Below are 6,389 nucleotides of genomic sequence, written 5' to 3' on the forward strand. Positions count from 1 at the left end.
TCATATTTCCTTCGGGTCAGGCCCGCGAGCTCTCGTCGCGTAGCCAGGTGGAGTAGTCGCCGGACCGGACGGCTCTGCGGGAGAGCATCCGGGCGAGGAGAGTGACTGTCAGGAAGACCGGGACCCGAAGCCCGATCGTCGGCTGACGCAGCCCGAGCATGAGCAGCTCCGAGAGCGAGGTGGATCCGTGCCGAGCCCCGTGGTGATCGGCTTGGGTGTTGCCGGTCGCGACGCGGATCCTGCGTCTGAACAGGTCTTTCGTCGCACGAGGCGGCCGCACGACCACGACCGCATCGGTGACGACGCGCCGCTCGGCGGGCGTGAACAGCTCCGAGGCGACGAGGTCGTCGTTCATCAGAGCTCCCCGGGAGCCGGCGCCGGCGGCGTCGACCCGCGCCTGCCCCTCGGCGCTGAGACAGAAGGCGCCGCGGCCGAACAGGCCGCTGCGTACGGCGGGGAGCGCCTGCCAGACCCGGTAGTAGGCACGGACCGGCCAGGACGACTCCGCCAGCGGCACCGTCCGCTCGGGGGCGACGGCCAGCACGCCGTCCTCGTCGAGCGCGTCGAACAGCCGGAGCAGGTCCGTGGCGGTGAGACGTACGTCGGCGTCCAGGTGGAGCCTCGGGTAGGTCGTGGCCGCGGCGTTGCCGACCTCGACCGCGCGCACCTTGGAGGCCTCGGCGATCTCCAGGACGCGTACGCCGGGGATCTTCCGCGCAACCGCGGCGGTGTCGTCGGTGCAGCCGTTGCACACGACCACGACCTCGACGGCCCCACAGGGAATGTCGGCGAGCAGGGCCGTCAGGTTCTCCGACAGCCCCCGGGCCTCGTTGTGCGCCGGCACCACGACACTCGCGATCACGACCCACCCCCGCTGGTCGAGCCGTCCACCCCGCTGGTCGAGCCCTCCACCCCGCTGGTCGAGCCGCCGGAGCCGCTAGGCGGAGGCGTGTCGAGACCAACACGGTCCCCTCGGCGCTCGATGGGAACCGTGTTGGTCTCGACACGCTCGCTGGCGCCCGCGGCTCGACCGACGGGGCGCGGAGCGATGACGAAGTTGATCATGTTGCTGTTGTCGTACTCCCTGGCGATGACTCGGCCGGGGTTGCCGCCGACGAGGCTGTGCGGCGGGACGTCCTTCGACAGCACCGTGCCGGCGGAGATCGTGCAACCGTCGCCGACCGTGATCGCACCGCAGATCACGGCGCCGGGGCCGATCCAGACGTCGTCGCCGATCGTGGGCAGCCCGTGGTCGCCGTCGGCGATGCGCTGGCCGATCGTCACGTTCTGATGGAGCACGCAGTTGCTGCCGATAACGGCCGGTCCGACGATGACCCCCGAGCGGTGCATGAGCAGCAGCCCCGGGCCGATGTCGGCGCGGCGGAAGATGTCGGCGTGGTGGATCCGGATGTTGCGCCGATTCCAGAACCAGTAGAGCCCGAGCGCCAGCACGCCGAGCAGCGGGCGGCGGGTGCGCAGCCGACCGGCCCAGCGCCCGAAGCGGTAGCAGGCGACGCAGTGCAGCTCGTAGTCGAAGAGCCAGAACCGCAGCCTGGACAGCCAGGACGTGCGCGGCCCGTCGAGGACGATCGCGTACATCTTGGCGAGGTCGACCTCGAGATCACCTGCCTCGTGGGCACCGTCAACTAGCAAGGGACTCTCGTTCCCGGGTCGCTGTCTTCCGGCCGACGTACGCGACCAGGTTGGCGACCCCGTCGAGGTTCTCGGGGACGGTCTCGCTCTCGTGGACGGAGATCTCGAACTCCGCCTCGAGGAACTCGATGAGCTCCAGGATCCCGGTCGAGTCGATGACGCCCGACTCGACCAGCGACTCAGACGGTGCGGGTAGCCGGTCCGCATCGCCCAGCAGCAGGCTGTCGAGGATGAAGCCTTCGATCGTGCGCTGTACGTCCGCCATCACGTCTCCCTGTCTGTGAACGCTCGAGAATCTCGGCACTTCCGTTTCTGCCAGCAGGAGGGCCGCCGGAGCAGAACTGGGCCCGTAGATGCCGATATTGGGTGATAAACGCACCTGCTCCGAGGTCCATGCACCCCGGCGCGGACGACCCTTCGAGGACCGGACGGGGATCGATCGAGGAGCGTCATGTGCGGGATCTGCGGGGTGCTGAGCAGCACCGAGGTTCCTGACCCTGCGCTGATCCGGCGCATGCTGGGGGCCTTGACCCACCGTGGCCCCGACGGCAGCGGCTACTACCGTGACGAGCGGGTCGCGCTCGGCCACACCCGGTTGGCGATCGTGGACACCGTCGGCGGCACCCAGCCGATGTCGAGCCGATCCTGCCGATCGTCGGCGGGGCACGAGCAGGTCTGGGTCACCTTCAACGGCGAGATCTACAACCACGTCGAGCTGGCCGCCCAGCTGCGCTCGCGCGGCCACGTCTTCGACACCCGCTCGGACACCGAGGTCATCGTGCACGCCTGGGAGGAGTGGGGGCCCGGCAGTTTCGAGCGGTTCAACGGGCAGTGGGCGCTGGCCATCTGGGACCGCCGGACGGGATCGCTCGTCCTCTCCCGCGACCCCTTCGGCGTACGACCGCTCTTCTACACCCGCGCCGGCGGTCAGCTGCTCTTCGCCTCCGAGGTGAAGGCCCTGTACGCCTCCCCCGACGTGCCGCGCGAGCTGGACCCGGCCGGGCTGGCCCAGGCGCTGACACTGTGGTCCGCGGTCGCTCCGCGCACCGTGTTCCGCGACGTCGCGCAGGTGCCGCCGGGCTCCTACCTGTCCTTCCGGGACGGGGTCGAGGTCGAGCGCCGCTACTGGGCGCCCTCGTTCCCGCCGGCGGGGGCCGAGGAGCTCACCGACCTGGAGGCGAACGCCGAGGCGCTGCGGACGGCGCTGACGGCCGCCACCCGGCTGCGGTTCGAGCGCAGCGACGTGCCGGTGGCCGCGTACCTCTCCGGCGGGATCGACTCCGCCGTCACGGCCGCCACGATCGCCGCCGGCAGGGCAATGAGTGGCGCCTCGGCGCCGCTGCACACCTTCTCCCTCCGGTTCGCCGAGGCCGAGTTCGACGAGGGCGGTTTCCAGGCGCTCATGGCCGAGCGGCTGGGCACCGTCCACCACGACGTCGTGGTCGGCGAGCGCGACATCGCCGAGGTCTTCCCCCAGGTCGTACGCCACGCCGAGACGCCGCTGCTGCGGACCGCCCCGGCGCCGATGTTCCTGCTCTCCCGGCTGGTGCGGGAGGCCGGTTTCAAGGTGGTCGTCACCGGCGAGGGCGCCGACGAGGTGCTCGGCGGCTACGACATCTTTCGCGAGGCCAAGATCCGCGATCTGTGGCTGCGGGACCCGTCCGCCGCCGAGGCGGCGGTGGGCCAGCTCTACCCGTGGATGCATCGCTCCCCCAACCAGGCGCCGGCGTTCGCGCGGCACTTCTTCTCGCGCAACCTCGCCGCGGACGACCTGGCGATGTCGCACCGGCCACGGTGGGACTCCACGGCGGTGCTGACCTCGATGCTGCGGCCTGAGCTCCGCTCGCTCGGCGGCGCGGCCGAGGGCGTCGTCGCAGCCATGCCCGCCGCGGCCGCCTCATGGGACCCGGTCGCACGGGCCCAGTGGCTGGAGATGACGACCCTGCTGCCCGGCTACATCCTGGCCTCTCAGGGCGACCGGATGCTGATGGGCAACTCGGTCGAGGGCCGGTTCCCGTTCCTGGACCCGCACGTCGCCGAGCTCGCCGGGCGCATCCCCGCCGAACACAAGATCTGGGGCATGGACGAGAAGCACCTGCTCAAGCGGGCCTTCGCCGACCTAGTGCCCGATCAGATCCTGCACCGGCCCAAGCAGCCCTACCGAGCGCCGGACGCGGCCTCGTTCTTCGCCGGCGGCACCCCGGACTGGGTCTTCGACGTCACCTCGAGCACTGCCCTGGAGGCTGCCGGTGTCTTCCGTCCGGAGCTCGTCCAGCGGCTGCTGGAGAAGGCCGCTCGGACGGGCGGGCGCGGTCTCGGCAACACCGACAACATGCGCCTGGTCGCCGTCCTGTCCACCCAGCTGCTGCACAGCGAGCTGCTCACCGCATCGACCTCATCGGCCGCTCCGCCAGTCCCGCTCACCGTCTTCGACCCCACTCTCGAGACCACCGGTCTCGAGCCCGCCGGAAGGACACCAGCCCAGCCATGAACGACACCGTCACGACCAGCCCAGAAACAAGGCGAGCCGCAGCGTACGGACTGGAGGCACTCCGCTTCGACGAGGAGGCGGAGGCGAAGCGGATCGGCGACGCGATCCGCCGCTACCTGGTGGCCAACAAGCGCAAGGGCATCGTGCTCGGCGTCTCGGGCGGGATCGACTCCAGCGTAGTCGCCGCGCTGGCGGTGAAAGCGCTCGGTCCGGGGCGGGTCTTCGCGCTGCACATGCCCGAGCAGGAGTCGTCGGACGACACCATCGGGTTCAGTACGAAGCTGACCGACTCGCTCGGGATCAGGTCCACGCTCGAGGACATCTCCCCGGTCCTGGTCGGCCTCGGTGCCTACCAGCGGCGTGACGACGCGATCCGACGGGTCGTGCCTGCGTACGGTCAGGGGTGGAAGTCGAAGATCGTACTGCCCAGCGTGGTCGACTCCGACGCGTTCCGGCTCTTCTCGGTCGTCGTCGAGGACCCCTACGGCGCGCAGAGCATCCACCGCCTGACCACCGAGGCCTACCTGGAGATCGTCGCGGCGACCAACTTCAAGCAGCGGGCGCGCAAGGCCCTGGAGTACTTCCACGCCGACCGGCTCAACTACGCCGTCGCCGGCACCCCGAACCGGCTGGAGTACGACCAGGGCTTCTTCGTGAAGCTCGGCGACGGTGCCGCCGACCTGAAGCCGATCGCGCACCTCTACAAGTCGCAGGTCTACGCGATGGCCGCCCACCTCGGCGTACCCGAGGAGATCCAGGCCCGCCCCTCGACCACCGACACCTACTCCTTGGAGCAGTCCCAGGAGGAGTTCTACTTCTCGCTGCCCTACGAGCGAATGGATCTGTGCCTCCACGGCCTGAACAACAAGGTACCGACCGCCGAGGTCGCCGAGGCCACCGGGCTCACCGACGAGCAGGTCGAGCGCGTCTACCGCGACATCGAGCAGAAGCGCCGGACGACCGCCTACCTCCACGCCGCCCCCGAGCTCGTCGACAAGGCGTCATTGAATATCAATTCTCTTTGATATAACGTCGCAGGCATGAGCACACCACCATTCATCCCTGCTGACCACCTCGGCGCCGTGAACCGTGCGCTGACCACCACGACCCGCGGCGGCGAGGAGCTGCGCATGCTCGTCGTCGAGCGCAGCTACGACGCCGCGCCGGACGAAGTCTGGGACGCGCTGACCACCAAGGAGCGCATCCCGCGCTGGCTGATGCCGGTCACCGGCGACTTCGAGGTCGGCGGCCGTTATCAGCTCGAGGGCAACGCCGGCGGCGAGATCCTCGCCTGCGACCGCCCCCAGCTGCTCTCGATCACCTGGGACTACGGCGACATGAGCTCATGGGTCGACGTGACCCTGACCGCCGCCGGCGACCGCACACTGCTCCGTCTCGAGCACTCCGCCCCCGTTCCCCCGGAGCAGTGGAAGGAGTTCGGCCCGAGTGCCGTCGGCATCGGCTGGGAGCAGATGCTGCTCGCCCTGGCCCTCCACCTGCCGGCCCCCGAAGCCGAGAAGATGGACCCGATGTCCCCCGACGCACTGCCCGCGATGATCGAGCACACCAAGGGCTCCGCCGCCGCCTGGGTCGAGGCCGACATCGCCTTCGGCACGGACCCCGAGCAGGCCCGCGCCGCCGGCGGGCGCTGCGTAGCCGCCTACACCGCCATGCCGGAGTAGGAACTTGCACGCCTTCGACATCCTCGGAGACCCCGTACGCCGCCGCATCCTCGAGCTCCTGGCCGCCGGCGACCTGACCTCCGGCGAGATGGTGGAGACCATCTCCGCCGAGTTCGGCATCCGCCAACCAGCAGTCTCGATGCAGCTCAAAGTCCTCCGCGAACACGGCTTCGCCACCGTACGCCCCGACGGCACCCGCCGCATCTACTCCATCGACACCGGCCCCATGGTCGAGGTCGATGCCTGGCTCAACCAGTTCCGCCACTTCTGGACGCAGCACCTCGACGCTCTCGACACCGAGATTCGGCGGGGGCGTCGGAAGGGTTCCACGGGGGGCTGAGTCGCATAGGCCGGTGGCCGCCGACCCGTTATGGATGTTGTTCACGCCGGCCCCCGGAGTAAAGGACGGCCTTCGGCCGCCGGCTTCGCCGGCCGCCTGCGGCGATCCTTGACACCGTGATCCAGCGAGAAATTTGGCTGGCTATCGGGTCGGCGGCGGGGTATGGCGCAGCGAGATTGGGTTGGGTACGGGCTTGGGACCGGGGTTGGCCGGTCCTCCCAGG

Annotated in this window: 7 protein-coding genes; 4 read left to right on the top strand and 3 right to left on the bottom strand. The window is 69.8% G+C overall.

All coding sequences use genetic code 11. The features are described 5' to 3' along the window. Positions 1-16 precede the first annotated feature (16 nt). From H5T77_RS18025 to H5T77_RS18035, 3 genes are read right to left on the bottom strand one after another with little or no spacing between them, the layout of a single operon-like run. Entirely contained in the window at positions 17-862 is an 846-nt protein-coding gene (locus tag H5T77_RS18025) for a glycosyltransferase family 2 protein (RefSeq protein WP_292651551.1), read from the bottom strand. After that, on the bottom strand, positions 859-1,653 hold the full coding sequence (locus tag H5T77_RS18030) for a serine O-acetyltransferase (protein ID WP_292651553.1): 795 nt from the start codon (positions 1,651-1,653) through the stop codon (positions 859-861). The genes H5T77_RS18025 and H5T77_RS18030 overlap by 4 nt, the downstream gene beginning before the upstream one ends. Next, complete coding sequence (locus tag H5T77_RS18035; RefSeq protein ID WP_292651555.1) at positions 1,643-1,918, bottom strand: acyl carrier protein; 276 nt, start codon at positions 1,916-1,918, stop codon at positions 1,643-1,645. The genes H5T77_RS18030 and H5T77_RS18035 overlap by 11 nt, the downstream gene beginning before the upstream one ends. Before the next feature lie 186 nt (positions 1,919-2,104). On the opposite strand from H5T77_RS18035, the gene asnB reads away from it, so the two are divergent. The 4 genes from asnB to H5T77_RS18055 are packed head-to-tail and all read left to right on the top strand — an operon-like array spanning position 2,105 to position 6,166. After that, a complete protein-coding gene (gene asnB / locus H5T77_RS18040) occupies positions 2,105-4,144 on the top strand; it encodes an asparagine synthase (glutamine-hydrolyzing) (protein WP_292651557.1) in 2,040 nt (679 codons plus the stop codon). Further along, positions 4,141-5,169, top strand: coding sequence for an NAD(+) synthase (gene nadE / locus H5T77_RS18045; protein WP_292651559.1), 1,029 nt, complete (start codon positions 4,141-4,143; stop codon positions 5,167-5,169). The genes asnB and nadE overlap by 4 nt, the downstream gene beginning before the upstream one ends. A 15-nt stretch (positions 5,170-5,184) precedes the next feature. Next, complete coding sequence (locus tag H5T77_RS18050) at positions 5,185-5,826, top strand: SRPBCC family protein (protein ID WP_292651561.1); 642 nt, start codon at positions 5,185-5,187, stop codon at positions 5,824-5,826. Positions 5,827-5,830: 4 nt separating this feature from the next. Then, positions 5,831-6,166 (top strand): ArsR/SmtB family transcription factor, encoded by a 336-nt coding sequence (locus H5T77_RS18055; protein WP_292651562.1) that lies wholly within the window; start codon positions 5,831-5,833, stop codon positions 6,164-6,166. Positions 6,167-6,389 lie beyond the last annotated feature (223 nt).

Origin of the sequence: Nocardioides sp. (assembly GCF_014360585.1) — a bacterium.
Taxonomy (GTDB): domain Bacteria; phylum Actinomycetota; class Actinomycetes; order Propionibacteriales; family Nocardioidaceae; genus Nocardioides.

What these genes read in the sequence shown, in the direction of transcription:
- H5T77_RS18035 (WP_292651555.1), bottom strand. Translation starts at nt 1,918, where the DNA reads ATGGCGGACGTACAGCGCACGATCGAAGGCTTCATCCTCGACAGCCTG.
- asnB (WP_292651557.1), top strand. Translation starts at nt 2,105, where the DNA reads ATGTGCGGGATCTGCGGGGTGCTGAGCAGCACCGAGGTTCCTGACCCT.
- nadE (WP_292651559.1), top strand. Translation starts at nt 4,141, where the DNA reads ATGAACGACACCGTCACGACCAGCCCAGAAACAAGGCGAGCCGCAGCG.
- H5T77_RS18050 (WP_292651561.1), top strand. Translation starts at nt 5,185, where the DNA reads ATGAGCACACCACCATTCATCCCTGCTGACCACCTCGGCGCCGTGAAC.